The sequence below is a fragment of the Paraburkholderia heleia NBRC 101817 genome (assembly GCF_000739775.1).
Taxonomy (GTDB): Bacteria; Pseudomonadota; Gammaproteobacteria; order Burkholderiales; family Burkholderiaceae; genus Paraburkholderia; species Paraburkholderia heleia.
Genome location: NZ_BBJH01000007.1, coordinates 154,305 through 180,875, shown reverse-complemented (window position 1 = coordinate 180,875; position 26,571 = coordinate 154,305). Strand labels below are relative to the sequence as shown.

Here is a 26,571-nt window from a genome sequence, read left to right as displayed (position 1 = left end):
CTGTGACAGGATCGGACTGATTCGGCTTGCTTGATATTGAATGACGTTTTTTTCGGGCGCTCATGCCAACGCGGCCTGCAGCGTGCGCTTGAACTGTTCGAGCGTGTTGCACGAAAGGAGGTGTTCGCCGATGGGCTGCGCGGAACCTGGGCCCGCGCCCCAATGCTGCGCGAGTGCATCGAGCGCGTGCGCGATCGTGGCGGGCTCGAGGTCGTCGAGCAAGGGGCCGAGCGCGCCGTCGCGGCAATACCAGCCGATCAGGCCGTCGGCGCTGGCCACCACGGGCTTGCGGAAGCGGTACGCCTGCACGAGCACGCCGCTCATGCCGTAGTGCTGCTTGTAACCGAGCCATACGGCGTCGCAGGCGGAAAAAAGTTCGCGCTCCATCTCATCGGAGATGAACTGGTTGAAGATCACCGGTGCGCTCGCGAGTCGCGGCGCGTGGGCGTCGATGAACGCGCGCGTTTCGTCGTCCTGCTGGCCCGCGATGACGAGGCACGGCGCGTCGGGCTTGTGCTCGAGCGCGAGCATCAGTTCGCGAATGCCCTTGCGTTCGCCGATCGCGCCGTACACGAGCAGATAGCGCGTATGTGCATCGAGCTTCAGTTGCTCGCGCGCGAACGCGGGGTCCATGCCTTCGATTTCGGGAAACGGGTCGGCCAGGTAGCTGAGCGGCGCGGCGCGCTGGGGTTTCGTCGTCGCGAACCAGTCGGGCAGCGTCGGGTCGATCGTGAAGAGTTCGCGCAGCCCGCGCGAGCGCATGGCGCGCCGAAACAGCGCCGACTTGGCCATGTCGACGAAGCGCCGGCGCGGCGTGCGCAAGCCGATGCGCGCATGATGAAACGTCATGCCCATGACGATGGCGATCCACGGCGTCTCGCCGAATGGCGAGTCGAACCCCGCGAGCGTGTAGAAGAAGTAGTCGGCATAGGGTGCGATGACGAGCCCCACGTGCATCGTTTTGCTCACCTGACGGAATGCCCGCGCATAGAAGTTGCGAAAGCGCATATACACGCTCGCCGCGAAATGCGGGCCGGGCGGAACGGTGTGCAGGTCGAGCAGCATGAGGCGCAGATCGGGCCGCGCTTCGCGCACGATGCGCTGCGTGAGCGGATGATCGGCATACCCGGTATCGGTGACGACGAGGCAGCGGTGTCCGGCTTCCACGCACGCCTGCGCGATCCACTCGACGTAGCGCCAGCGGTGGCCCGTGAAGTTCGGCTCGATGATGGCGATCCAGTCGCCGCCAACCGATGCGCGCGTGCCGGGAGGTTCGGACATGACGAGCGTGTCGGCCCCGGCGTCGGCGCGTGCGGCGGCGTCCGGGGTGTCAGGGGCGGCATTGCGATATCTGGCGATCGACGCGTTTTCCATGCGGGAGGCCCGACGAGCATTATTACGAACAAAATAGCAGGGGTGCGCAAGCGGCATGCGCCAGATTGCGGGGGCAGCATGGCCGAAAAAGCCTGGGGATATGCCGATCGCTTGAAGATTCACAAATCGCCGGCTCGCGATGGGTCGGTTCATGCATGGCCGCCCCGCGGATGGTCGCGCCGCGGATGGTCGCGCCGCGGATGGCCGCCCCACGGATGGCCGTCCCGTCCGATTCCACCTGGTAGATGGCGCGTCGTGGACGCTGCCGCGGGGTAAGGTCCAGAACGGGTCACGAAAACGCGTTCCCAAACATGCTTGAGGGGAACCGGGAAAAGGGGCTAAAGCTCCGACCCAGAGATCGACAACAGGAGAGGCATTTTGCGCGCAATGCGGCTGCCAGCCATACCGATCAAGGCCGGCTTCGGACCCGGCGCGGCGACCTGGGTGTTGCTGCAGCAGGTCGTCGTGCGCGGCCTCGTGGCCGTCAAGTTCCTCGTGATCGGGCGCATTCTCGGGCCCTCCGCAATCGGTCTCGCGAGCGTCGCGCTGCTCGCGGTCGCGATTGCCGAAGCGCTCTCCGATACCGGGCTCGCGCAAGCCGTCATACAAGGCCCGTCGCCGCCAACGCGCGCGGAGGCCGGCGCCGTCTGGACGACGCTCGCGACGCGCGGCCTGCTGATCGGTCTGCTGCTCGTCGCGAGTGCGCCGCTCATGGACGCACAGTTCCACCTCGGCGGCGCGATCGGCCTCGTGCAGCTCGCCGCGCTGCTCCCGCTCTTGCGCGGGCTCGCCTCGCCCGCGTATTTCATCACGCAGCGCGAGCGTCATTTCCAGCATATTGCGGCGATCGAAATCTCGTCCTCGTGTCTCGACTGCGGCTTCGGCATTGCGCTCGCACTCGCAGGCGCGGGCCCGTACTCGCTGCTCTTCGGCATGATGATCGGCGAGGCCTTCAAGAGCGTCGTCACGTGGATCGCCCTCTCGCCGCGTCCGCCGATCCGGCTGCGCTGGTCGGGCATCGGCCATTACGTAGGGTTCAGCCGCTGGATCTGGGCGAGCAGCGTGATCATTCTCATCACCAACCAGTTCGACAAGGTAGTGGTGGGCAAGCTGCTCGGGCCGACGCAGCTCGGCGCCTGGCAGATGTCCTCGAAGCTCGCGCAAATGCTGCTCGCCGACGCCGCGCTCGCGCTGTCGCAGTATCTCTTCCCGACCTTCGCCGCGCATCATCGTGGCGGGCCGCAATCGGCCGCGCGCCTGTTCCGGCTGTATCTCGCGGTGGCCGTGGCGGGGCTCGCGTGCGTGGTGATCGTGCTGCGCTTCGCCGCCGAGCCGCTCTTTTCGCTCGTGCTCGGCGCCGCGTGGCTGTCGGCCGTGCCGCTCTTTCGCATCTTCGTCATCAACATGGCGATCAGCGCGCTCAACTCGGTGCTCGCCTCGTATCTGCGCGCAGTCGGCGACGCGCGCGCCGTCACGGTCGCATCGCTGCTCCAGGTCGTGGCGCTCGTGGTGTCCGTGCCGCCTTCCTTGCATATGTTCGGTGTGACGGGCGTGGCATGGTCGATGACCTTCGGGCTGTCCGCGTGCGCGGCCTGGATGCTGTATCGCGTCTCGCGGCAGAAGTAGGCCGGCGTGCAAAGGGACCCAAACGGAACTCAAACGGGATTGAAGCGGGACTGAAGCGGCGATTCAGGCGCGCAGCGCCGCTTCGACGATCTCGGCGAGCTGGTGTCCCAGCGTAGGCGAGTTGAGCTGGCAGTACACCGCGTGTGCGGCGGCTGCGGCTGCGCGCATTGCGTCGGGCGGCATGGACCAGATGCGCCGTAGCGTGGCGCCAAGCGCTTGTGTGCCGCCGTCGCGCCCGAAGAAAAAGCCGGTGCGGCCGTCCTCGACATAGCCGGGCTCCGGGCCCATGTGCAGCGGCAGCCGGTCGTGCACGATGGGCGGCAGGCTTAACGCGAACATGTGCACGACGCTCAAGCCCGCCGAACCCGGATAGCAGCCTACGCGGCAGCGCCGGCTGATGGTCGCGATGGCGTCGTCGTCGAATACCGCGCCATACCAGACCACGTAGCGGCGATCGCTGTACTTGCGCTTCAGGCGCTCGCCGTGCTCGCCGTCGCCGATCACGTGCAGCGTGATGTCGTTGCCTTCGGCATGAAGCTGCCCGACCACGTCGATGAGCGGTTCGATCCCCGAGCCTTCGCGCAGCCTGCCGATGAAGAGCACGCCGCTCTCGGCGCCCGTCTTGGCGGCGGGCTCCACGCCGCACGAGACCGTGAGTGCGTTGTTCGCGACGACAAGCTTCGCGAGCGGGCAGCCGATAGCGATGAGCGAGCGCCGCGAAGCCTCGGTATAGCAGACGTAGCGCACGGCGAGCGCGACTGCGAGGCGGTAGCAGACCGTGCGCATGAGCCCCGCGCTCTCGTGCCGGTAGAGCCCCTGGCCGTGAATCAGCACGGGCACGCGCATCACGCGTGCGGCGAGGAGCGCAAGCCACAGCGACAGATAGCGAACGTCTGCAAAGATCAGGACGGCATCGGGACGTTCGAAAACGATGCGGCTCAGCACGCGGCTTTGCATGCGAATCCGCCGCGAGGGTAGACCCGCGAAACTCGCGATACGCGTTTCGACGAACTCGTCGCACTCGGGCTTCTCGCGCGAAAAGCCGTTGGCCTCCACGCCCTCGGAGCATGCGAACACCTTGACGCTGAAAAGACGGTTGAGCGACTCGATGACCTCGATGCGATAACGCGCGATCAACGGCTGCACGTAGAAGACCACCGGGCGTCTGAGCCGGGCGCCGGATCCGGTTTCGCAAACCGTTGTCCCGGAAGAGAGGATCTCGTCTTCCACTGGCTCGCTCCGACGTGTCGACGCAGTCATGTTGAGAGGATCTTTCCGGTGGGGCGGGTTAGTCGGTCATATTTGCGCGAATCCCTTTTAGCATTTGTAGGCGAGTCTTATCAAAAGAGGAATCCGAAAAATTCTATTGGATGGATTTACCGGACGGGGCTGCGCTATGGGCGATGCGTAATCGATAAAAGCGCAAAAACGGTGCAATAAATGCGGATTTGACTAACGGAAAAGACAGGCGGTAAAAGGTTCGCCACGGCGCGATGCGTGCTCGTTCGCAAACAGTTGGAATCAGTCGTTGAATAGATCGTTTCGGACAACTTGAATCCGGCCTGGCTGGCGGCGCCAGGGCCTCGTGCTAACCTCGATTCGAGTCGAAACGACCACCGGAATGCGGAGAACCCGATGACAACGCGCGCTACCGATGATCTCGCGTTTTCCATGGCCCCCAACAACGCAAAGGCGCGCATGCGCGTCGCGGTAGTGATCGCGACCAAGGGACGGCCAGCCGCTACCGCATGGGTCGTGCGTCTGCTTGCGCGGCAAACGGTGCGGCCGGATCAGATCGTGCTTTCAGGCAGCAGCGCAGACGACATCGGACCCTACGACGCAAACGGTTTGCGCGTGGACGAAATCATCGGCACGGCGGGTTCGAGCGTGCAGCGCAATCGCGCGCTCGACGCACTTGCGCCGGACATCGACGTGGTGATTTTCCTCGATGACGACTTCGCGCCCGAGTGTCACTGGATCGAGCTGTGCGTGGAGCTGTTCGAGCGCGACGCGAATCTCGTGGGGTTTTCCGGCCGCACGTTGCGCGACGGCGCGAACACGCAGCCGATCTCATGGGAAGAAGCCATTGCGCTCGTGGACAGTGCGCAAGCCGAAGTGATGCGGCGACCGCCGCTGCGGCCCTGCGTGGAACTGTATGGCTGCAACATGGCGTGCCGCGCGCAGGCTGTCGCCGATCTGCGCTTCGACGAGCGTCTCGTGCTGTACGGCTGGCTGGAGGACAAGGACTTCTCGCGGCGCCTCGCGCGCCGTGGCGCGGTCGTGTACTGCGACTATCTGCTGGGCGTGCACCTGGGGCTGCGAGGCGGGCGCGTATCGGGCCGGCGCTTCGGCTATTCGCAGGTGGTCAACGCGATGTACCTGTGCAACAAGGGCGTGATGTCGCGCAAGGAAGCGACCAGCAACATCCTGCGCGCGCTCAGCATGAACTGCGTGAAGTCGGTGCGCCCGGAGGCGCATCTCGACCGGCGCGGCAGGCTCATCGGCAACGTGATCGGGATCGCCGATCTGTGCATCGGCGCGGTGCGGCCCGAGCGCGCTGCGCGGCTGTGAGTTCACGCGCGGCGGCGCGGCGCCGGGTGAGCGCCGCGCGCTGCGCTCAGTTGCCCGAACCGCGCGCAATGCGACGCTGCTTCACCGCTTGCGCGAGGCCTTCGAGCACGCCCACGCTTTCGTCCCAGCCGATGCACGCGTCCGTGATGCTCTGGCCATAGGTCAGCTCGCAGCCTTCCTTCAGGTCCTGGCGGCCCGCGACGAGGTGCGACTCCACCATCACGCCGACGATGCGCTCGTCGCCCGCGGCTACCTGGCGGCCGATATCGGCGCACACCGGAATCTGGTTCTCGTGCTTCTTCGAGCTGTTCGCGTGGCTCGCGTCGATCATGAGGCGCGCGGCGAGACCCGCCTTGCCGATATCGCTGCATGCGGCGTTCACGCTATCCGCGTCGTAGTTCGGCGTCTTGCCGCCGCGCAGAATCACATGGCAGTCCTCGTTGCCCGCGGTCGAGACGATGGCCGAGTGGCCGCCCTTCGTCACCGAGAGGAAATGGTGCGGTTGCGAGGCGGCCTTGATCGCGTCGACGGCGATCTTCACGTTGCCGTCCGTGCCGTTCTTGAAGCCGACCGGGCACGACAATCCCGAAGCCAGCTCGCGGTGCACCTGCGATTCCGTTGTGCGCGCACCGATCGCGCCCCACGAGATGAGGTCGGCGATGTACTGCGGGCTGATCATGTCGAGGTATTCGGTGCCGGCGGGCAGGCCCAGTTCGTTGATCGAGACGAGCAGTTCGCGCGCGGTGCGCAGGCCGTCGTTGATCTTGAAGCTGTTGTCGAGGTACGGGTCGTTGATGAGGCCCTTCCAGCCCACCGTTGTGCGCGGCTTCTCGAAGTACACGCGCATCACGATCTCGAGCTCGTTCCTGAAGCGCTTGCGCTCTTCGACGAGGCGCTTCGCGTAGTCGAGCGCGGCCTTCGTGTCGTGAATCGAGCACGGCCCGATGATGACGATCAGGCGGTCGTCCATGCCGTGCAGGATGCGGTGCATGGCGCGGCGCGATTCGAAGATCAGCGTGGAGGCGGCTTCCGAGCAGGGGAATTCGCGGATCAGGTGAGCGGGCGGCGTGAGTTCCTTGAGTTCGCGAATGCGGACATCGTCGGTGTTGTGCGGGGGCATGGTCGTTTTCTCCTGATCCTGGGTGCGTAGCGTGCGTCGTTCAGACGGTGCTTCAAATCCGGTTAGATGAAGGTGAGGCTCGAAAGTGAGAGCGAAAAATAAGGGCGAAAAAAAACCGCCAGGCTTGGCTGGCGGTTTCTCGTGTGTTCGGGGTCCTGCGCGTACTGTCAACCCTCTCGATCCGCCAGCGGTCTGAGATACCAAAAGAAGTAAAAGTAAAACTTCGTGGCGAACATGGCGGTCTGGGTCGGAACGTTCGTGACTTCGGTGCGTTACGTCGAAAAGGTTGATTGCCTTTATAACCCGGCCTTCTCACGGCTGGCAAGCGGGGCGCGGTAAAAAAGCGGATTATCTGCGCAAAAAATGACTCGTGTGCAGAAAATCCGCACGGCGATGCGGAATATCCGCATCGCCGTGCATGGAGTGCGCGCGGGTCAAGGTCTCAAACCGTGCCGCCCACCGTCATGCGGTCGATTCGCAGCGTCGGCTGGCCCACGCCCACCGGCACGCTCTGGCCCTCCTTGCCGCACACGCCCACGCCCGAGTCGAGGCGCATGTCGTTGCCGATCATGCTCACGTACTTGAGCGATTCCGGGCCGCTGCCGATGAGCGTTGCGCCCTTCACGGGGTAGGTGACCTTGCCGTTTTCGATCATGTAGGCTTCGGAGGCCGAGAACACGAACTTGCCGTTCGTGATGTCCACCTGGCCGCCGCCGAAGTTCACGGCATACAGACCGTTCTTCACCGAGCCGATGATTTCCTGCGGATCCTTGTCGCCGTTGAGCATGTACGTGTTGGTCATGCGCGGCATGGGCAGCGCGGCGTACGACTCGCGGCGCGCGTTGCCCGTCACGGGCATTTTCATGAGGCGCGCGTTCAGCGAGTCCTGAATGTAGCCCTTGAGGATGCCGTCCTCGATCAGCGTCGTGCACTGCGTCGGGTTGCCTTCGTCGTCGATATTGAGCGAGCCGCGGCGGTTGGGCAGCGTGCCGTCGTCGACCACTGTCACGCCCTTCGCGGCCACGCGCTCGCCAATGCGCCCCGCGAACGCCGACGAACCCTTGCGATTGAAGTCGCCTTCGAGGCCGTGGCCGATCGCCTCGTGCAGCAGCACGCCGGGCCAGCCCGGGCCGAGCACGACGGTCATCGCGCCGGCGGGCGCCGGGCGCGCTTCGAGGTTCACGAGCGCGGCGTGCACCGCATCGTCCACGTACTTCGACAGGATGTCGTCGGTGAAATAGCCGTAGTCGTAGCGGCCGCCGCCGCCGCCGTTGCCGATCTCGCGGCGGCCGTTCTGCTCGGCGATCACCGTGACCGACACGCGCACGAGCGGACGGATGTCGGCGGCGAGCGCGCCGTCGCTGCGTGCGACGAGCACCACGTCGTACTCGCCCGCGAGCGCGGCCATGACTTGCGTGATGCGCGGATCGCGCCCGCGCGCCATTTCCTCGATGCGCTCGAGCAGCTTCACCTTTTCGGTCGCGCCGAGCGAGCTCAACGGATCGGAGGGCAGGTACAGATCGCGGCCCGCAATGCCGGTGAGGGACTTCGCCACCTGGATTTTCTGCTTGCCGCCGCCGGCCCTGGCGATCGAGCGCGTGGCGATGGCGGCCTGGCGGATCGCTTCGGGCGAGAGGTCGTCGGAGTAGGCGAAAGCGGTGCGCTCGCCGGACACGGCGCGCACGCCGACCCCCTGGTCGATGCTGAAGCTGCCCGACTTGACGATGCCTTCCTCGAGGCTCCAGGCCTCGCTGCGCGTGGTCTGGAAGTAAAGGTCGGCGTAGTCGATGCGGTGCGTGAAGATCTCGCCGAGCGTGCGCGTGAGCACCGCCTCGTCGAGGCCGTAGGGCGTGAGGAGCAGGTCCTTCGCGGTCGCCAGATTGCGGATACCGGGTTCGATGATGTTCATGCGCTCTGTGGGATCAATCGATGAGTCTGTCAATGGAGATTCGGGCGCCGTGCTGCGAAATCAAGCGCCTTAAACGGAGAACTCGCGTGGAATTCGATGGTGTGCATTCGCGGGCCGGTCGTCGCGTGCGTTGCATGCATCACGCGTCATGCGCAGTCGAGCACGCGGTGCCGCCACGCCGGAAGGCTCGCGCGCACGCTGGCGATGCGTTCGAGGTCGATGTCGCCGGCCACCGCCCCTGCGCCTTCGTCGCGCACGTCGACGATCTCGCCCCACGGGTCGATCAGCATGCTGTGGCCCCATGTGCGCCGGCCGTTCTCGTGGGTGCCGCCTTGTGCCGCGGCGAGCACGTAGCACTGGTTCTCGATCGCGCGCGCGCGCAGCAGGAGTTGCCAGTGGGCGCGGCCGGTGGTGTAAGTGAACGCGGAAGGCACGACCATCAGTGCGCAGTCACCCATGCGCCGGTACAGCTCGGGAAAGCGCAGATCGTAGCAGACCGACAGGCCGACCCGGCCGAACGGCGCCTCGAACGTGCGCACCTCGGCGCCGGGCCGGATCGTGCGGGCTTCGTCGAATGATTCGGCGCCTTTTTCGAAGTTGAAGAGGTGGATCTTGTCGTAGCGCGCGCGCTCCTCGCCGCTCGGGTCGAACACGAGCGTGGTATTGAGCACACGCGTTTCTTCGGGCGCTTTCAGCGGCAAGGTGCCGCCGATCACCCACACGCCATGGCGCCTCGCCGCATCGGCGAGAAAGCGCTGAATGGGCCCGTCGCCGTGCGGCTCGCGGATCGCGAGCTTGTCGCTATCCTTGTGACCCATGAAGCAGAAATATTCGGGCAGCAACACGAGGCGCGCGCCAGCGGCGGCGGCCTCGGCGATCAACTGGTCCGCTGCGGCGAGATTGCGCTCGCGATCGGGCGTGCTGACCATCTGCAGCGCGGCGACGCGAAACGGGTCGGGAGAGGGAGCGCTCATCGGCAGATCTTGAATGGGTTCGGGGTGCATGGCGCGCATGCCGCGTGCCCGCGGCGCACTGTTAATGGCAACCGAGTGGCAACTGAGCGGCGCGTAAATCAGTGCGCTGCGGCCGGCGCCTGCGCGTCCATCTTACCCTGATCGCCATGCAGCCGCTCGACGTGCGGTTTGGCCCACGGGCCCGTGATCGCGAAGTCCATCGCGAACGCGTGCTCGAGCGTCTGCGAGAGCACCACGTCGCCGATCAGCGCGCCGAGCCCGAAGAGCGGATTGATGATGGTCGCCGCGACCACGCCCGCGCCCGCGCTGACCGTCGGCACCACGTGCACGCGCAGGTCCTGGGTTTCGTGTGCGAGGTCCACGCTGCCCGTCATCGTCGCGCGCCCGGGCGCGGTGACGAGCCTGAAGTCGTTGGTGCTGCCAATGCCGTTCTGGATCTGCGCGGTGGCCGTCGCGCTGGTGAACGGCAGGCCTTCGCCGATGATGTCGCGGAAGTCCATCGTTGCGAAGCGCGCGAGGCTCTGCAGGCTCAGCACGCCAAGCAGCCTTGCCACGCCCGGATCGACCTTGAGAATCTGGCCGTGACGCAGATCGAGCGCGAGGTTGCCGTTCAGCGACGGGAAGTCGATGCGCGTGGGGCCGCCTCGCCATTCCAGGTTGCCCGAGAGCGTGCCCGAGCCGCTCTTGAGCACGTGCGGCCTGCCCGCGCGTATGAGCAGCGCGCCGGCGTCCTTGACGTCGAGATGGAAGTCGAGCGCCGTGCGGCGTGGCGTGTGCATCCCGTCGGCCGCAGAGTCGTCGCCGGCTGCCGTGTCGCCTACCGCGCGCCAGTTTTCCGTGGCGGTGAGGTGCGCGTCCGGATTGCTGATGTCGAGCTGGTCGAGCTGCCAGACCGGCACGCCGTTGTCGTCGAAGTTGTGCGCGTTCACCTGGAGGCGGCCGAGATCGCGCTCGCGCACGATGAGCTGGTTCACGACGAGGTCGATCGACGGCATGTTCTGCGCGGGCTGCGACATCGCCTGACCGAGCAGGTCGTTTTCGGTGGCGGCGGGCACGGTGAGGCGCGCGAGCCGCGCTTCGAGCGTGCCGGGCGCGCCCGGCACGGCGCCCGGCTTCCACGAGACGTGGCCCGAGACCTGGTTGGAGGCGACGTTGGCCTGCCATTCGTTGCCGCGCTCGCCGGTGCGCGACGCGCCGAGCACGACGTTCTCCCAGTGCCGCTTGAGCAGCGTGAGCATGCCGACGTGGACCGCGAAGCGCGACGGCAGGAACTGGCCGACCGCGCCGTTGGGCGCGAGCGGCGACGAGGCGGCGGCGGGTGCGGCCGCTGCTGCCGTGGTGGCCGATGCCGGGCTTTGCGGCGCAGCGGCGGGGTTGACCGCCGCCGCTTCGGAGGCCGCTTCCGGGGCGGCGTTTTGAGCTTGCCGTTCTGCTGCCCTTTCTGCTGCGCTCCGCGGTGGGGAAACCGGCGCAGCCGCCGTGCGCGCAGGCGTCGAGCCTTGCGCCTGCGCGGCTGCCGTGCCGCGCATCTGCTGCACCACGGCGCGCCAGGCGTCGGCGTCGAAGGCGGGCAGGTCGACGGCGGCGGTCACGCCTTCCGAGGGAAGATCCGCGGGCCGGTTCATCCCGATCGCACCGCGCACCACTTCGGGCACGTGACCCGGATGGCGGCGCATCACGTAACGCGCGGCAAGCGGCCCGAGCGTGAGTTCCGCATGTTCGAAGGCGGTGTCGTCGGCCCTGGCATCGGCGCCGGTGGCGGATTCGGCGGGCGCGCCCGTGCCGGGCTGCAATTCGAAGTTCAGCGGCATGGGCGTGCCGGCCGCCTTGCCGAACGGGGCGGGCAGGTCGAGAGCCAGGCCCGTGAGATCGGCGTTGGCCTTCACGTCGGGCAGGCGTCCGCGCTGGCCGGCCATCGAAAGCGAATAGGGCGCCGCGCCCGACAGGCGCCCGATCGCCGCCGCGGCCATGCCGTGCAGGTTCAGGCCGCGCGCCGCATCGACCGCCACGTCGCCCGCCACGTTCAGCGCATAGTGCCCGTCGTCGCGCATGCCCCCGCTTGCGCGCAGGTCGCCGCCGAGGAAGTGCGCCGTGAGCCGGTCGACATTGGCGCTGTGGTTCGTGAAGCGCACGCGGCCGGTGAGGTTCGAAACGGGCGGCACGTTCTTCGCCGTGAGCGTGTTGTTCTCGAAGCCGATGGCGCCCGCGAGCAGCACCTTCGGCATCGGATGGCGCGGGATCGTGAGCTTGAGCGCAAGCGTGGACTGCCCCTGCGCGCGCACCTTCGCGGTGGCGTGCTTCGTCATGTAGCCGATCGAGCTGTTGTCCGCGTAGTCGAGCAGGTCCGCGAGCGGCCCGCGCCCGCTGCCCTCGATCACGATATCGGAGCCCTTGATGCCCAGCTCCTCGATGCGCCCGCTCACGTTGCGCAGCACGAAGTTGCGGTAGTGGCCGCGATCGACGTCGAAGCGCAGCTTGTTCTCGTGCAGCTTGAACACGCCGTCGATGCCGTCGAAAGCGGGCCAGACGTTCGGCGCGCCGTTGCGCATCGTGCGCGGCGGGAACGGCGACGGGTCGAAGCGCCCGCCCGTGAACGGGGCGACGATGCGGAACTGGCCCGCGTCGGGCGCGCGCGAGTAAGGGAATTGGGTGAGGTCGCCGTGAATCTCGATCGTCGCGCCCTTCGACAGGCCTGCCTGCAGACCGTGGCCGAGGTAGATGCGCGTCTTCTCGGTGATGGCGGTGGGCAGGTAGCGCGGGATGGCCTTCACCTTGGCCTCGTCGAAATGGGCGACGAGGTCGAGCGAGCCGCGTCCCTTGCCGGGGTTCGTGTAGTGCGCGGTCATGTTCGCGCGCGCGTCGGCGTTCTCGATGCCCAGTTTCGCGACATCGACCGTGAACGCCTTCAGCCGGTTGCCGGGCTCGCGCTCGGCGGCCACCGTCCATTTGGCCGCGCCGTAGAGCCGGTCGAACGTGAGGCGGGGGTTGTCGAACACGCCGGGCAGCGTGATGGCGACGTCGTGCGTGTCGAGGTCGACGGTGCCGTGCGACTCGTCGGCGTCGATGTGCCCCCAGAGGTTCTCGACCCCCGGCAGTCCCGCGCGCGGGTGGCCGCGCGGCGTGAGGCCCGGCCCCGGCTCCTGCGCGTTCACGCTGATGCCCTGCAGGTCGCCCTTGAAGCGATAGTGGGTGACCGGCTCGACACCCGTGGAGCGCTGCTCGACGGCCGCTTCGCCCGCCTCGGGCTTCGCGCGCTCGAGGGAGAGATCGTAGTTCGCCACCAGTCCACGCGGGTCGAAGCGCACGAGCGCGCCTTGCACGCGCCCGGGCAGCGGCAGCGCGCGCATGAACTCGGCGAGGATGCCGAGATCGATGCGGTCGCCGCGCACGCTCATCAACTGGCCGTGCTGGAGCGTTTGCTGGCGAAAACGCGCATCGAGCGTCCTGAGCGCGAGCGAGCGCGTGAGCGGCGTGCCGTCGTCGAGCGGCGGCTGGCCCAGTTCCGCGTGGAAGTCGTGCAGCCTGAGCACGTAGTCGCCGGGCTGGATGCCCAGGCTCCAGTGGAAGCTCGCGACCGGCATGTCGAGGAGGGGCTGCGTGGGCCGCGTGCGCAGCGAAACGTTCGCGCCTTCCAGCGCGCCGCTCGCCTCGAGAATGCGCCCGTTCGAGAAGTGCGCCCAGATCGAGTTGTCGATGCGCCCCGCGTAGGTGGCAATCGGAAAGTGGATGTAGCGCGCGAGCGTAGGCAGATCGACGGGGCCGGTCGAGAGGTAGGTGTCGCCCGTCCAGCTGATCGGCTTGCCGGCCTGCGCGTAGTGCGCGTGCCTGAAGTGCGCGCGGAAGTCGAGCGGGCCGTGCAGCACGGTGCCCTCGGCCGGCGCCTGGAGCGCGACGCGGTGATCGTAGCCGTCGTTGAGAATCGCGAGGCGAATATGCGAGAGCGCGAGGTCGGGCACGTCGCGCGTGGCGTCGTGCCAGCGCAGCGTGCCGCCGCGCAGCACGATGGCCTGCTGGCGCATGAGCCAGGTCGTGAAGGTGGCGTTGCCCGTGTGTGCCGTGGGCACCGGCACGCCTGCCACAGTGAGCGTGCCGTCGTCCTCGCGCGCGATGTGCACGTCGGGCTGCTCGACCACGATGCTCGAGAGCAGCGGTTCGAGCAGCACGACCGAGCGCCACGACACCGAGGCGGTGGCGTGCGGCACGTCGAGCGCGATGTTGCCGTGGCGGTCGCGGATCGTCAGATCGGTGATGTCGATGCCGGGCTGAAAGCCCGACCAGTGCGGCGCGAGCCTGCCGATGCGGAATTCGGCGTGAATCTTCGAGGAGACGAGCTGCTCGATGCGCGGACGGAAGTTGTCCACGTATGGCAGCACGACGTAGCGCAGCCCGAGCAGCAGGACCGAGACGATGAAATACAGGACGAGCGCGATGATCGCCAGCACGCGCAACGTGTGGCGCAGGACCGGGTGATGATGGTGCGGGCCCCCTGGCTCGGTAGCCTGGCTGGCATGTCCAGATTGGGGTAGGCCGGCGTGATCGTTTCGCTCGGACATGCTGCGGCGGGTGGGGTATGGTAGCGTTGCGTTCCAACGACGAAATGTATCACAGCGGGCCGTCAGAACGACCATCCGGGGAAGCCGGGATGGCCGCGCGGCGCGTGATACGCATGATTTTTTGCACTGCAGCGGCGGCTATGCCGGATGCATCGGCGAAGCGCACCATGAGACCCCGCGCGCGGTGCGTGCGGTGCGTGCGTGGTGCGGGGCGAACCCTCGCAGTCGAGCCATCGGTATCGGCATCGTCACATCGACAACGTCATCAACCCAGGCGCGCGCGGCGAAACAACAGCGAACAGCGGGCCCTCCCGGCAAGCAGCACTCCATGACCGACATCCCTCTTCTGAGTTCCAGCTATTCCCGCTATGCAGCACGCGCTTACGCCGCGCGTCCCGGCCTGGCGGCGCAGGTCGAGGCGCTGGCAGCCGCGCCGCTCTCGCGCGAACGCATCGTCGCGCGGCTCGACGCGTTGAGCGAACAACGGCTCGCTGAAGCAAACGCCGCACCTGGCGCGCCGCTCAACGACGAGCAGTTGAAGACGGTCCTGCGCCAGTTGCGCGTGGAAGTGATCTGCGCCGTGATGGAGCGGGACCTCGGCGGGGTGGCCGACGTCCCCGAAGTGACCGGCAGCATGACCGACCTCGCCGAAGTCACGATCCAGCGCGCGCTCGCCTGCGTGAGCGCCGACCTCGAGACGCTCTTCGGCGAGCCGCGCGGCCCGGGCGGCGAGCGCCTCACGCTCGGCGTGGTGGGCATGGGCAAGCTGGGCGGGCGCGAGCTGAACGTTTCGTCCGACATCGACCTGATCTTCGTCTACGAAGACGACGGCGAAACCACGGGTGGCCAGCGCTCGCCCATCGCCACGCAGGACTTCTTCACGCGCGTGGGCAAGCGCCTGATCGGCGCCTTGAGCGACGTGACGGCCGACGGCTTCGTGTTTCGCGTGGACATGCGCCTGCGCCCGAACGGCGACTCCGGGCCGCTCGTGTGCAGCCTCGGCATGCTCGAAGAGTACTTCTACGTGCAGGGCCGCGAGTGGGAACGCTATGCATGGATCAAGGGGCGGCTCGTTTCGGCAGACGAGGGCGACAGCGCGCTGCGTCTGGCACGCCAGCTCGATTCGCTCGTGAAGCCGTTTGTCTACCGGCGCTATCTGGACTTCGGCGTGATCAGCGCGATCCGCTCGCTGCACCTGCAGATTCGCCAGGAAGCGCAGCGGCGCGCCATGATGCGCCCCGACAAGGCCGACGACATCAAGCTCGGGCGCGGCGGGATTCGCGAGATCGAGTTTAGCGCCCAGGTGTTCCAGCTCATTCGTGGCGGCCAGGATGCGGGCTTTCGCGTGCGCCCGACGCTCGCGGTGCTCGGCTACGCCGCCGCGCGCGGGCTGATCGCGCCGCAGGTGTGCGGCGAGCTCACGCGCGCCTACAACTTTCTGCGCGACCTCGAGCATCGCCTGCAGTACCGCGACGACGCGCAAACGCATGCCATGCCTGTCGACGCCGGGGAGCGCGCGGCGCTCGCGAAGTCGATGGGCTTTGCCGACTACGCCGCGCTGATGACGGCACTCGACGGCCACCGCGGCAACGTCGAGCGTCAGTTCGTGCAGATCTTTTCCGACAAGGTGGGCGGCGAGGGCGGCTGCGGCGCGTCCGAAGACGGCGCGGCGGCATGGGTCTGGAGCGGCGCGCTCATGGAAGAGGGCGCCGACGAGTCGTTGCTCGAGCGTCTCGCGGAACTGGGCATCGACGACCCTGCGCCGCTGCTCGCGCGCCTGCGCGGACTCTGGCAGTCGTCGCGTTACGTGGGCTTGCCCGAAAAGAGCCGCGAGCGCTTCGACAGCGTCGCGCAGCGCGCGCTCGAAGCCGCGCGCACGCTCGAGCCGCGTGAGCGCCGCGGCGACACGCTCGCGCGCATGTTCGACCTGCTCGAAGCCGTGATCAGGCGCGGAGCGTATCTCGCGCTGCTCTGCGAATATCCGGACGCGCTCAACCGCGTGCTCAAGGTACTGGGCGGCTCGCGCTGGGCGGCGGGCTATTTGATCCGCCATCCGCAACTGCTCGACGAACTGCTCGACGACGAGGCGGTTGCGTCGCCCTTCGACTGGCCCGAGTTCTCGCGCCTGTTGCGCGCGCGCCTCGCGGCGGCAACCGACGTCGAACAGCAGATGGACCTGCTGCGCCACGCGCATCAGGCCGAGGTGTTCCGCATCCTGCTCAACGACCTGGCGGGGCGACTCTCCGTGGAGCACGTGAGCGACCGGCTCTCCGAGCTTGCCGACGCCGTGCTCGACGTCACCATCGAGACCGTCTGGAAGCAGTTCGCGAGGCGCCATCGCGAGGTGCCGCGCTTCGCGGCGATCGCGTACGGCAAGCTCGGCGGCAAGGAGCTGGGCTACGCGTCGGACCTCGACATCATCTTCCTGTACGACGACGAGGACGAGCGCGCCTCGGAGATCTACGCGACCTTCGCGCGCCGCCTCATCACCTGGCTCACCACCGCCACCGGCGCCGGCACGCTGTTCGACGTCGATCTGCGCCTGCGGCCGAACGGCGAGTCGGGCCTGCTCGTGACCGACCTCGACGCGTTCCGCCGCTACCAGCTGCGCGAAGGCGACGCGGCGAACACGGCGTGGGTCTGGGAGCACCAGGCGCTTACGCGTGCGCGCTTCTCGGCCGGCGACGCGGCGATCGGCAGCGCCTTCGAGGCGATCCGCGTGCAGGTGCTGACCACGCCTCGCGACGCCGCGCCGCTCGCGAGCGAGATCGTGCAGATGCGCCAGCGCGTGGAAGACGGCCACCCGAACCGCACCGAACTCTTCGACCTGAAGCACGACCGCGGCGGCATGGTGGACATCGAGTTTCTCGTCCAGTACTGGGTGCTGCTGCACGCGGCGCAGGACCCCGAGCTGATCCGCAACACGGGCAATATCGCGCTGCTGCGCGAGGTGTCGCGCTTCGGGCTCATGAGCGAGGAGGAGGCCGAGACGATAGGCTCGGCGTACCGGCTTTATCGCAAGCTGCAGCACCAGCTGCGGCTCGACGGCATGGAGAAGGCGCGCGTCGATCCGGCGCGTGTGGAGCGCGAGCGCGGGGCCGTGCTGGCGCTGTGGAAGCGCGTGTTCGGGGAGCGGGGGGAGGCTTAGCGCGCGTGCGCGAGGCGTCGACGGCCGGCGCGCTTGATGTGCCCGATACGCCCGATACGCGAGGCGCAGTCTCGCTCAGGCCGCCAGCATCTCCTTCGCGTGGCGCCGCGTCGTCGCGGTAATCTCCAGCCCGCCCAGCATGCGCGCGACTTCTTCCACGCGGCCGCCCCTGTCGAGCGGCGTGACGGCCGAGACCGTGCCGCCGTTGCCGTCGCCGGACTTCGCCACCTGGAAGTGATGGTCGCCGCGCGCCGCGACCTGCGGCAAGTGCGTGACGCACAGCACCTGGCGCGCACGCCCGAGCTGATGCAGCAAACGTCCGACCACTTCGGCGACGCCCCCGCCAATGCCCGTATCGACTTCGTCGAAGATCAGGGTGGGCGTGGGACTCGCCGCGCTCGCGATCACGGCGAGCGCGAGGCTGATGCGAGCGAGTTCGCCGCCCGAGGCGATCTTCGCGAGCGGGCGCAGCGGCACGCCGGCATGGCCCGCCACGCGGAATTCGATCTGCTCCAGGCCATGCGTGCCGCCGATCGGCTCACCAGTCGAGCTGCTGCCGAGCGCCACGAGCGCGACCTCGAAGCTGCCGCCCGCCATCGACAGTTCCTGCATGCCTTGCGTGACCGCCGCGCCGAGCGCCTTCGCCGCCTTGGCGCGCGCCTTCGAGAGCTGGCGCGCCTGCACGAGATAGGCGTCCTGCGCCTTTTGCTCCGCGGCGCGCAGGCCGTCGAGATCGGACGCGGCGTCGAGCGCCGCGAGCTGCTGGCGGCGTGCCGCGTGTTCCTCGGGAAGCGTCTCGGCCGCGAGGCGGAACTTGCGCGCCGTCGAATGCAGCGCGTCGAGCCGCCGTTCCACCTGCGCGAGATGTTGCGGATCGAGATCGAGACGTTGCGCGTAATGCGAGAGCGAGTATGCGGCTTCCTGAATCTGGATCGCGGCCGGCTCGAGCGCGGCGAGCGCGTCGTTGAGCTCGGCATCGACCTCGGCGAGAGAGCGCAGCTTCGAGACGATCGCGTTCAGCTGCGAGAGCATCGCTTCATCGGATTCGGACAGCGCCGCGAGCGCGCCTTGCACGCCTTCGATGAGGTTGGCCGAGTTCGCAAGCCGCACGTGCTCCGCGTTCATTTCTTCCCATTCGCCCGGCTGCGGCGCGAGCTTGTCGAGCTCGGCGAGCTGCCACGCAAGGCGCTCGCGCTCGAGCTGCAGTTCGCGGTCGCGCGACATGGCGCTTTGCAGTGCAAGACGCGCGTCGCGCGCCGCGCGCCACGCGCGCGCGACGGTGGCGGCGAGATCCGTGAGGCCGGCGTGCGTATCGAACAGTTCGCGCTGCGCATCGGAGCGCATGAGCAGCTGGTGCGCATGCTGGCCGTGGATGTCCACGAGCATTTCGCCCAGTTCGCGCAGCTGCGCGAGCGTGGCGGGCGTGCCGTTGATGAAGGCACGCGAGCGCCCGCCGTTGTCCACCACGCGACGCATCATGACCGTGTGCTCGCCGTCGCCGTTCGCGAGCGCCTGCTCGTCGAGCCACAGCGCGGCATGCGCGGGCACATCGAACTCGGCGGTGATGTCGGCGCGGCTCTCGCCTGTGCGCACGACGCTCGCGTCGGCGCGCGCGCCGAGCGTGAGGGCGAGGGCGTCGATCAGGATCGACTTGCCCGCGCCGGTTTCGCCGGAAAACACCGTGAAGCCGCTGTCGAATTCGAGGTCGAGCGCGGCGACGATCACGAAGTCGCGAATCGAGAGATGGCGAAGCATGGCGTCTGGTTCTGCTTTTTTGGGGTTGGCTTTGATTACCGTGGGACCGCCGGCCGCGTGGCAACTGAGTGGCAAATGCGTGGCAACGGACGCGCGCGTCACGCGAAGACCCTAGTCCTCCGGATCGCCCTGCAGCAAGGGGTGCTCGTTCCAGTGCAGCTTCTTGCGCAGCGTGCGGTAATAACTGTAGCCGACCGGGTGCAGGAAGGGCACGGTATGGCGCGAGCGGCGCACCTCGATCACGTCGTTCAGCTCCAGCGCGGTGAACGACTGCATGTCGAAGTTCACGTTGACGTCGCGCCCCGCCACGATCTGGATGCTCACCTTGCAGTCGTCGGGCAGCACGATCGGGCGGTTCGAGAGCGCGTGCGGCGCGATCGGCACGAGCACGATGCCTTGCAACTGCGGATGCAGGATCGGCCCCTGCGACGACAGCGCGTAGGCGGTCGAGCCCGTGGGCGTCGCGACGATCAAACCGTCGGAGCGCTGGTTGTACATGAAGCGGCCATCCACGTTCACGCGCAGTTCGGCCATGCCCGAAAAGCCGCTACGGTTGACGACCACGTCGTTGAAGGCGAGCGCGTGGTAGATCGGGTCGCCGTCACGCGTGATGCGCGACTCCAGCAGCGAGCGCTCTTCGCGCTCGAACGAACCCGCGAGCAGTTGCGGCACGACCTCCTGCATCTCGGAGAACGCGATGTCGGTGATGAAGCCGAGCCGCCCGTGGTTGATGCCGATGAGCGGCGTGCGGTAGGGCGCGAGCTGGCGGCCGATGCCGAGCATCGTGCCGTCGCCGCCGAGCACGACGGCCACGTCCGCGCGCGCGCCGATTTCGGCAGGCTGCAGCGCGGGATAGCCTTGCGCGCCGATTTCCTCTGCGGTTTGCGCTTCGAACACGACCTCGAAGCCGCGCTTCGAAATGGTCTGGGCGAGCGCCGTCAGCGGCTCGGCGATGCCTGGCGTGTTGCTGCGCCCAACGAGCGCAACCGTCTTGAACTGGCTCTGGATCTTCTGGATCTGCATGCCGGCATTACACCATAGTCAGGTCGCGAAAAGAACCTGGCGCAGGCCGGGCGCGGCCCGCCCAGCCTTGCGCGCCGCGCCCTTCGGCCCGAAGCCGGTGACACGGCGATGACAACGCGCGATGTGACGGGCGAAGTGACGTGCCGCAGTGCCTTGGCGCAGTGACGCCGTAGTGCCGTGCGGCAGTACCCTCCAATACGCCCGGCGACGGCGGCCGATACAGGCCCGCCCAAGCCCGCCCGCGCTGCGGCGCGTCTGCCCGCCGGGCCCGGCCTGGCGGGACACTCGCGGCCAAAGCGCCATTAGGCTAAAATTTTGAGTCATGCTAGACCCCCGCGCACAAACCCTCCTCAAGACGCTGATCGAGCGCTACATCGCCGAAGGTCAGCCGGTCGGCTCGCGCACGCTGTCGCGCTATTCCGGCCTGGAGCTGAGCCCGGCGACGATCCGCAACGTCATGTCGGACCTCGAGGAGCTGGGTCTCGTGTCCAGCCCGCATACCTCGGCCGGGCGCGTGCCCACGCCGCGCGGCTACCGGCTGTTCGTCGATACCATGCTCACTGTCGAGCCCAGTACCGACGACGACGCGCTCACGCGCGCGGTGAAGACCACGCTGCGCCCCGGCGAGCCGCAGAAAGTCGTGGCGGCGGCGGCCAGCGTCCTCTCGAACCTCTCGCAGTTCGCGGGCGTGGTGCTGACGCCCCGGCGCAGCCACGTATTCAAGCAGATCGAGTTCATGCGCCTGTCCGACAAGCGCATCCTGCTCATCATCGTGACGCCCGAAGGCGACGTGCAGAACCGCATCATGGCGACGCAGCGCGACTTCACGCCTTCCGAGCTCATCGAAGCCTCGAATTACATCAATGCGCACTTCGCGGGCCTGTCTTTCGACGAGGTACGCCGCCGCCTGCGCGAGGAAATCGACGCGCTGCGCGGCGACATGACCACGCTCATGCACGCGGCCGTGACCGCCAGCACCGAAGAGCCCGAGAGCGGCGACACCGTGCTCATTTCCGGCGAGCGCAACCTGCTCGAAGTGGCCGACCTTTCCTCGGACATGGCGCGCCTGCGCAAGCTATTCGACGTGTTCGACCAGAAAACCAGCCTCCTGCAGCTGCTTGACGTCTCGAGTCACGCGCAGGGCGTGCAGATTTTCATTGGCGGCGAGTCGCAGCTCGTGCCGATCGAGGAAATGAGCGTGGTGACCGCCCCCTACGAGGTAAACGGCAAGATCGTCGGCACGCTCGGCGTGATCGGGCCGACGCGCATGGCGTACAACCGCGTGATCCCGATCGTCGACATCACCGCGCGCCTGCTCTCGCTCACGCTCAGCCAGAACTGAGCCCCGCGTCGCCCGGCGCCCCCCGCCTTGGCATCGATCATCCCCGAAAGACGTGCCGCGCGCCATCGGCCGAATGGCCAACGCGCGATGAGTGCGCGATGGGCCGCCGCGTTGCGGAGGCCGGTTTGGCCCGCCAGGCCCGCCCGCTATAATGCTTGTTTCGTGCAACCGTTGCTGCGCATGCGCGCGGCGCCACTGATCGCCTATGCGTTTCGACCTGGAGCGGCCTTCGCAGTCCGCCGCGGCGCATCGCGTCGCCGTGCTGCTCATCAACCTGGGCACGCCGGACGCACCCACGCCGCGCGCCGTGCGCCGCTATCTCGCGCAGTTTCTCTCCGATCCGCGCGTGGTCGAGATTCCGGCGCCGGTCTGGCAAGTAATCCTGCGCGCGCTGATTCTGCCGTTTCGCGGCCGTTCGTCGGCGAGGAAGTACGCGGCGGTCTGGACGCCCGAGGGTTCGCCGCTGCGCGTGCACACGCAAAAGCAGACCGACGGCTTGCGCCATCTGCTGCAGATCAACGATTACACGGTCCTCGTCGATTACGCGATGCGCTACGGCACGCCCGACATCCCGGCGATGCTGAACCAGCTCAAGCTGGCGGGCGCGGAACGCATCCTGCTCATGCCGATGTATCCGCAGTACTCGGCGTCGACCACGGCCACCGCGTTCGACGCGGCCTTCGCCGCGCTGCGCCGCATGCGCAACCAGCCGGAAATCCGCACGGTGCGCGGCTATCATGACCACCCGGCGTATATCGCGGCGCTCGCGGCCCAGGTGCACCAGTACTGGCACGCGCACGGCAAACCCGATTTCGCGGCGGGCGACCGGCTCGTGCTGAGTTTTCACGGCGTGCCGAGCCGTACACTCGATCTGGGCGACCCGTACCACGACCAATGCCAGCAAACGGCCGCGCTCCTCATGCATGCGCTGGAGCTGACACCGGTCGAATGCCGGGTGACCTTCCAGTCGCGCTTTGGGCGGGCGCAGTGGCTCCAGCCGTACACCGCGCCCACGCTGCGGGAGCTGGGCGCGGGCGGCGTGCGCCGTGCGGACGTGTTCTGCCCCGGTTTCACGGCGGACTGCCTCGAGACCATCGAGGAAATCGGCATGGAAGTGCGCGACGAATTCCTCCACGGCGGCGGCAAGGAGTTTCACCGCATTCCGTGCCTGAATGCCTCGCCAGCGTGGATCGCGGCGCTAGGCGAGATCGTTGCGCAGCACCTGCAGGGCTGGCCCGTGCAGGCCCCGGCGCCGGCTGGCGCAGTGGCCTGACCCGGCGAACTGGGCGATCCGGAAAGCTTCTGATGAACTACAAGATTTCGACTGAACCTGGCGCGCGGCTGCGCATCGACAAATGGTTATGGGCCGCGCGCTTCTTCAAGACGCGCTCGCTAGCCTCCGACGCCGTGGGCAAGGGGCGCGTGCGCATTGGCGGCGACGCCGTGAAGGCGTCGAAGGACGTGCGCGTGGGCGACCTCGTCGAAATCGAGATCGATCACGTGGTGTGGGAAGTGCAGGTGCTGGGCATTTGCGAGGTGCGCGGACCCGCCAGCATCGCGCAGACGCTCTATGCGGAAACCGAAGCCGGGCGCGAGAGGCGCACGGCGGAGCAGGACCGGCGCCGGCTCTTTCGCGAACCCGCTGCCGTGTTGCAGGGCAGGCCGACCAAGCGCGACCGCCGCACTATCGACAAATTTTCGCGTGAGGGTTGAAGAGCGCTTCCATCGTGGCGTGCACGCCCCCGTATTCCGTCGTGTTTTCGTTCACGGCGCCCGACATGCAGATGGTCGTAGTTCCGGCGATGAGTACCAGCGCGACCACCGATATGGCAAAGGTCAGTTTCACGGTACTCCCCTTGGGATCGCAGCAAAACGGCCAGTTTCGGGGCCTGGTTAGCGTTTTTATGTGCGGCGATGCCGCTAAAAAATATGCTGACCGCAGGCCCGTTCGGTGCGGTGCCTGGCTCAGGGTAAACGCGCCGTGAGCAGCACCTGTTCCTGAGTGTAGGTCAGGGATGTCCCTTACTCAATTTCATTTTTGCGGCGCTGCAGTAATGGTTGTAACGGGCGATTTCGCGGCCTGGATGCCTGCATAAAAAAGCCGCGAGAGGCCCTTGAAACAAGCGATCCGGCACCCATGTGCTGTCGCAATGCACGAAGCCTCTGTCGCGTTGGCGCAACGATCGCCGGCGTTGCAGAGCGGGGCGCGCAAGGGCGTCCGAAGCTTTGTTCCCTTTTTTACTATTCAACGACGTTCAGCGACATGGAAAACACGCAAGAGAACCCGACGAGCCAGAACCCCACGCCCGCGGACGAGGCGTCGCAGGCAGCCCAGCCCCAGCCGGCCGGGGCGGCCGGGCAGGCAGCCCAAGGCGGCGTGGACCAGAACGCTGCGGCGCTTGCCGAGGCCGCACAGGCCGAAGCCCAGCTTGCCGAAGCCCGGGCGAAGGTCGCCGAATTGCAGGACGCCTTCGTCCGCGCCAAGGCCGAGACCGAGAACGTTCGCCGCCGCGCGCAGGAAGACGTCGCCAAGGCGCACAAGTTCGCGATCGAAAACTTCGCCGAGCATCTGCTGCCGGTGATGGACAGCCTCGAAGCCGCGCTCGCCCATAACTCCGACGACCTCGCCAAGGTCAACGAAGGCGTCGAGCTCACGCTGCGGCAACTGACCGGCGCGCTCGAGAAGGGCAAGGTCCTCGCCATCAACCCCGTGGGGGAGAAGTTCGACCCGCACCGTCACCAGGCCATCTCGATGGTGCCGTCCGAGCAGGAAGCGAACACGGTGGTGAGCGTGCTGCAAAAGGGCTATGTGATCGCCGACCGCGTGCTGCGGCCGGCGCTCGTGACCGTTTCGGCGCCGAAGTAAGAAAGATGTAAGTAGCGTCGCGGCCTGCAGGCACCCTAAGGCCCCGCGATTGAAAAAAATGATGGAACGCATAGCCTGAACCCCTTGAAATCGCCGTAACGGCACTTATTTGGGCAGCAGTTCCGTATTGAAGTGGACGCCAGCCGCGCAAAAGGGAAAACGCGGCTCGAGCATGCAGTTACCTGCGCAGCGCGAAAGCGGCGTCCGCACAGCGACCAAATTCTGGAGATTTGACAAAAATGGGCAAAATCATCGGTATCGACCTCGGCACCACCAACTCGTGCGTGGCGCTGATGGAAGGCAATCAGGTCAAGGTGATCGAGAACTCGGAAGGCGCCCGCACGACGCCGTCGATCATCGCCTACATGGACGACAACGAAGTGCTGGTCGGCGCACCGGCCAAGCGCCAGTCGGTCACCAACCCGAAGAACACGCTGTATGCAGTCAAGCGCCTGATCGGCCGCCGCTTCGAAGAGAAGGAAGTGCAAAAGGACATCGGCCTGATGCCCTACAAGATCGTCAAGCACGACAACGGCGACGCATGGGTCGAAGCGCATGGCACGAAGCTCGCGCCTTCGCAGGTTTCGGCCGAAGTGCTGCGCAAGATGAAGAAGACCGCTGAAGACTACCTCGGCGAGCCGGTCACCGAAGCCGTGATCACGGTTCCCGCGTACTTCAACGACAGCCAGCGTCAGGCCACCAAGGACGCAGGCCGCATCGCCGGTCTGGAAGTCAAGCGCATCATCAACGAGCCGACGGCAGCCGCACTCGCGTTCGGTCTGGACAAGGCGGAAAAGGGTGACCGCAAGATCGCCGTGTTCGACCTCGGCGGCGGCACGTTCGACATCTCGATCATCGAAATCGCGGACGTGGACGGCGAAATGCAGTTCGAAGTGCTCTCGACCAACGGCGACACGTTCCTCGGCGGCGAAGACTTCGACCAGCGCATCATCGATTACATCATCGGCGAGTTCAAGAAGGAGCAGGGCGTCGATCTCTCGAAGGACGTGCTCGCGCTGCAACGCCTGAAGGAAGCCGCTGAAAAGGCCAAGATCGAGCTGTCGTCGGGCCAGCAGACCGAAATCAACCTGCCGTACATCACGGCGGACGCATCGGGTCCGAAGCACCTGAACCTGAAGATCACGCGCGCCAAGCTGGAAGCACTGGTCGAAGACCTGATCGAGCGCACCATCGAGCCGTGCCGCGTGGCGATCAAGGACGCAGGCGTGAAGGTCGGCGACATCGACGACGTGATTCTCGTCGGCGGCCAGACGCGTATGCCGAAGGTGCAGGAGAAGGTGAAGGAGTTCTTCGGCAAGGACCCGCGCCGTGACGTGAACCCTGACGAAGCCGTGGCCGTTGGCGCCGCGATCCAGGGCCAGGTGCTGTCGGGCGACCGCAAGGACGTGCTGCTGCTCGACGTGACGCCGCTCTCGCTCGGTATCGAGACGCTCGGCGGCGTGATGACGAAGATGATCAACAAGAACACCACGATCCCGACCAAGCACGCACAGGTCTACTCGACGGCGGACGACAGCCAGTCGGCCGTGACGATCAAGGTGTTCCAGGGCGAACGCGAAATGGCAGCGGGCAACAAGCTGCTGGGCGAGTTCAACCTCGAAGGCATTCCGCCCGCACCGCGCGGCGTGCCGCAGATCGAAGTGACCTTCGACATCGACGCGAACGGCATCCTGCACGTGGGCGCGAAGGACAAGGCCACCGGCAAGGAAAACAAGATCACCATCAAGGCGAACTCGGGTCTGTCGGAAGCCGAAATCGAGAAGATGGTGAAGGACGCCGAAGCGAACGCGGAAGAAGATCACCGTCTGCGTGAGATCGCCGACGCGCGCAACCAGGGCGACGCACTGGTTCACAGCACGAAGAAGGCCGTGGCCGAGTACGGCGACAAGATCGACGCTTCCGAAAAGGAAAAGATCGAAGCCGCGCTGAAGGACCTCGAAGACACGCTGAAGAGCTCGTCGGCCGACAAGTCGACGATCGAGGCGAAGGTCGAGGCGCTGTCGGCGGCGTCGCAGAAGCTCGGCGAAAAGATGTACGCCGACATGCAGGCCCAGCAGGCAGGCGCGGCGGGTGCAGCCGGCGCGGGTGCCGCAGGTGCTGCCGAGCAGGGCGCGCAGGACAACGCGGACGACGTGGTCGACGCCGAGTTCAAGGAAGTCAAGAAGGACTAAGCCGGTTCGTGGCGGTCATGACCGTTCTGCCTGATCAGCGAACGGTCGTGATCCGGTCAAAGCGGCTACGAAAGCGGCCGCATCGGTTACGATGCGTGTCGGCATTGCAGCGCCTGGC

16 protein-coding genes are annotated in these 26,571 nt (G+C 66.9%); 8 read left to right on the top strand and 8 right to left on the bottom strand.

Going from position 1 to position 26,571, the window contains the following annotated elements; translation table 11 throughout:
- Positions 1-60 precede the first annotated feature (60 nt).
- Entirely contained in the window at positions 61-1,281 is a 1,221-nt protein-coding gene (locus tag BHE01S_RS08060; protein ID WP_042262752.1) for a glycosyltransferase, read from the bottom strand.
- Positions 1,282-1,752: 471 nt separating this feature from the next.
- On the opposite strand from BHE01S_RS08060, the gene BHE01S_RS08055 reads away from it, so the two are divergent.
- A complete protein-coding gene (locus tag BHE01S_RS08055) occupies positions 1,753-3,000 on the top strand; it encodes an oligosaccharide flippase family protein (protein WP_042262434.1) in 1,248 nt (415 codons plus the stop codon).
- A 63-nt stretch (positions 3,001-3,063) separates the two neighbouring features.
- Here the strand turns inward: BHE01S_RS08055 and BHE01S_RS08050 are convergent, their stop codons facing one another.
- Positions 3,064-4,230 (bottom strand): glycosyltransferase, encoded by a 1,167-nt coding sequence (locus tag BHE01S_RS08050; RefSeq protein WP_042262432.1) that lies wholly within the window; start codon positions 4,228-4,230, stop codon positions 3,064-3,066.
- Between the two features lie 405 nt (positions 4,231-4,635).
- Between BHE01S_RS08050 and BHE01S_RS08045 the strand changes: the two genes are divergently transcribed.
- A complete protein-coding gene (locus BHE01S_RS08045) occupies positions 4,636-5,571 on the top strand; it encodes a glycosyltransferase family 2 protein (RefSeq protein WP_245639671.1) in 936 nt (311 codons plus the stop codon).
- 46 nt (positions 5,572-5,617) lie between these two features.
- Here BHE01S_RS08045 and aroG read toward each other — a convergent pair whose 3' ends face one another.
- The 4 genes from aroG to BHE01S_RS08025 all read right to left on the bottom strand — a co-directional run bounded on the left by aroG (position 5,618) and on the right by BHE01S_RS08025 (position 14,127).
- Positions 5,618-6,691, bottom strand: coding sequence for a 3-deoxy-7-phosphoheptulonate synthase AroG (gene aroG, locus BHE01S_RS08040; RefSeq protein WP_042262429.1), 1,074 nt, complete (start codon positions 6,689-6,691; stop codon positions 5,618-5,620).
- A gap of 442 nt (positions 6,692-7,133) precedes the next feature.
- Positions 7,134-8,600 (bottom strand): metalloprotease TldD, encoded by a 1,467-nt coding sequence (gene tldD, locus BHE01S_RS08035; RefSeq protein ID WP_042262427.1) that lies wholly within the window; start codon positions 8,598-8,600, stop codon positions 7,134-7,136.
- A 146-nt stretch (positions 8,601-8,746) separates the two neighbouring features.
- Positions 8,747-9,574, bottom strand: coding sequence for a carbon-nitrogen hydrolase family protein (locus BHE01S_RS08030; RefSeq protein ID WP_157025217.1), 828 nt, complete (start codon positions 9,572-9,574; stop codon positions 8,747-8,749).
- Positions 9,575-9,672: 98 nt separating this feature from the next.
- A complete protein-coding gene (locus BHE01S_RS08025; RefSeq protein WP_042262425.1) occupies positions 9,673-14,127 on the bottom strand; it encodes a YhdP family phospholipid transporter in 4,455 nt (1,484 codons plus the stop codon).
- Between BHE01S_RS08025 and glnE the strand changes: the two genes are divergently transcribed.
- Positions 14,126-17,275 carry a bifunctional [glutamate--ammonia ligase]-adenylyl-L-tyrosine phosphorylase/[glutamate--ammonia-ligase] adenylyltransferase gene (gene glnE, locus BHE01S_RS08020; RefSeq protein ID WP_281177746.1) on the top strand — a complete coding sequence of 1,050 codons (3,150 nt, stop codon included), beginning with the start codon at positions 14,126-14,128 and terminating at the stop codon, positions 17,273-17,275. The genes BHE01S_RS08025 and glnE overlap by 2 nt on opposite strands.
- 75 nt (positions 17,276-17,350) lie before the next feature.
- Here glnE and recN read toward each other — a convergent pair whose 3' ends face one another.
- Both recN and BHE01S_RS08010 read right to left on the bottom strand, forming a co-directional pair.
- Positions 17,351-19,030, bottom strand: coding sequence for a DNA repair protein RecN (gene recN, locus BHE01S_RS08015; protein ID WP_042262421.1), 1,680 nt, complete (start codon positions 19,028-19,030; stop codon positions 17,351-17,353).
- A 111-nt stretch (positions 19,031-19,141) separates the two neighbouring features.
- Positions 19,142-20,053 (bottom strand): NAD kinase, encoded by a 912-nt coding sequence (locus tag BHE01S_RS08010; RefSeq protein ID WP_042262419.1) that lies wholly within the window; start codon positions 20,051-20,053, stop codon positions 19,142-19,144.
- A gap of 322 nt (positions 20,054-20,375) precedes the next feature.
- Here BHE01S_RS08010 and hrcA point away from each other — a divergent pair, with 322 nt between their 5' ends.
- The 5 genes from hrcA (at position 20,376) to dnaK (ending at position 26,453) form a co-directional block, all read left to right on the top strand.
- The gene (hrcA, locus tag BHE01S_RS08005; protein WP_042262417.1) at positions 20,376-21,395 is read left to right on the top strand and encodes a heat-inducible transcriptional repressor HrcA; all 1,020 of its coding nucleotides are present in this window, start codon (positions 20,376-20,378) and stop codon (positions 21,393-21,395) included.
- A 205-nt stretch (positions 21,396-21,600) separates the two neighbouring features.
- Positions 21,601-22,668 (top strand): ferrochelatase, encoded by a 1,068-nt coding sequence (gene hemH / locus BHE01S_RS08000; protein ID WP_042262414.1) that lies wholly within the window; start codon positions 21,601-21,603, stop codon positions 22,666-22,668.
- 32 nt (positions 22,669-22,700) lie between these two features.
- Entirely contained in the window at positions 22,701-23,108 is a 408-nt protein-coding gene (locus BHE01S_RS07995; protein ID WP_042262412.1) for an RNA-binding S4 domain-containing protein, read from the top strand.
- 550 nt (positions 23,109-23,658) lie between these two features.
- Positions 23,659-24,261, top strand: a complete 603-nt coding sequence (gene grpE / locus BHE01S_RS07985; protein ID WP_042262409.1) for a nucleotide exchange factor GrpE — start codon at positions 23,659-23,661, stop codon at positions 24,259-24,261.
- 239 nt (positions 24,262-24,500) lie between these two features.
- Positions 24,501-26,453: a molecular chaperone DnaK gene (gene dnaK / locus BHE01S_RS07980; RefSeq protein WP_042262407.1), complete on the top strand. Its 1,953-nt coding sequence runs from the start codon at positions 24,501-24,503 to the stop codon at positions 26,451-26,453.
- The last annotated feature ends 118 nt before the right edge of the window (positions 26,454-26,571 follow it).

Bases quoted from the DNA above. Each gene is read 5' to 3' on its own strand.
- BHE01S_RS08060 (WP_042262752.1), bottom strand. From the start codon at position 1,281: ATGTCCGAACCTCCCGGCACGCGCGCATCGGTTGGCGGCGACTGGATC.
- BHE01S_RS08045 (WP_245639671.1), top strand. From the start codon at position 4,636: ATGACAACGCGCGCTACCGATGATCTCGCGTTTTCCATGGCCCCCAAC.
- aroG (WP_042262429.1), bottom strand. From the start codon at position 6,691: ATGCCCCCGCACAACACCGACGATGTCCGCATTCGCGAACTCAAGGAA.
- tldD (WP_042262427.1), bottom strand. From the start codon at position 8,600: ATGAACATCATCGAACCCGGTATCCGCAATCTGGCGACCGCGAAGGAC.
- BHE01S_RS08030 (WP_157025217.1), bottom strand. From the start codon at position 9,574: ATGAGCGCTCCCTCTCCCGACCCGTTTCGCGTCGCCGCGCTGCAGATG.
- glnE (WP_281177746.1), top strand. From the start codon at position 14,126: ATGCTGCGGCGGGTGGGGTATGGTAGCGTTGCGTTCCAACGACGAAAT.
- BHE01S_RS08025 (WP_042262425.1), bottom strand. From the start codon at position 14,127: ATGTCCGAGCGAAACGATCACGCCGGCCTACCCCAATCTGGACATGCC.
- recN (WP_042262421.1), bottom strand. From the start codon at position 19,030: ATGCTTCGCCATCTCTCGATTCGCGACTTCGTGATCGTCGCCGCGCTC.
- BHE01S_RS08010 (WP_042262419.1), bottom strand. From the start codon at position 20,053: ATGCAGATCCAGAAGATCCAGAGCCAGTTCAAGACGGTTGCGCTCGTT.
- hrcA (WP_042262417.1), top strand. From the start codon at position 20,376: ATGCTAGACCCCCGCGCACAAACCCTCCTCAAGACGCTGATCGAGCGC.
- hemH (WP_042262414.1), top strand. From the start codon at position 21,601: ATGCGTTTCGACCTGGAGCGGCCTTCGCAGTCCGCCGCGGCGCATCGC.
- BHE01S_RS07995 (WP_042262412.1), top strand. From the start codon at position 22,701: ATGAACTACAAGATTTCGACTGAACCTGGCGCGCGGCTGCGCATCGAC.
- grpE (WP_042262409.1), top strand. From the start codon at position 23,659: ATGGAAAACACGCAAGAGAACCCGACGAGCCAGAACCCCACGCCCGCG.
- dnaK (WP_042262407.1), top strand. From the start codon at position 24,501: ATGGGCAAAATCATCGGTATCGACCTCGGCACCACCAACTCGTGCGTG.